The sequence below is a fragment of the Leuconostoc fallax genome (genome assembly GCF_004354645.1).
GTDB classification, from domain to species: Bacteria; Bacillota; Bacilli; order Lactobacillales; family Lactobacillaceae; genus Leuconostoc_B; species Leuconostoc_B fallax.
The window spans coordinates 1-433 of record NZ_PUFI01000004.1 but is presented as its reverse complement, the minus strand read 5'-3'; the positions used below and the strand labels follow the sequence as shown (position 1 = coordinate 433).

At 42.5% G+C, this 433-nt stretch carries 1 protein-coding gene; it reads right to left on the bottom strand.

Annotated elements, in window-relative coordinates:
- A partial coding sequence (locus C5L23_RS08550; protein WP_193617320.1) for a hypothetical protein occupies positions 1–433 on the bottom strand: 433 nt, incomplete at both ends.

The window sequence follows — 433 nt, the reverse complement described above, 5'->3', positions numbered from 1 at the left end:
TCAGAACCGGAAATAGATTCGCTTGTACTTACTGATTCCGAGCCAGATACGGATTCACTCGCACTAATTGATTCAGAACCGGATACGGATTCACTTGTACTTACTGATTCAGAACCGGATACAGATTCGCTTGTACTTACTGATTCCGAGCCAGATACGGATTCACTCGCACTAATTGATTCAGAACCGGATACGGATTCACTCGTACTTACTGATTCTGAGCCGGATACGGATTCACTCGTACTTACTGATTCTGAGCCGGATACGGATTCACTCGCACTAATTGATTCGGAGCTAGAAATAGATTCGCTTGTACTTACTGATTCAGAGCTAGAAATAGATTCGCTTGTACTTACTGATTCAGAACCGGATACAGATTCGCTTGTACTAATTGATTCTGAGCCAGATACGGATTCACTCGTACTAATTGATT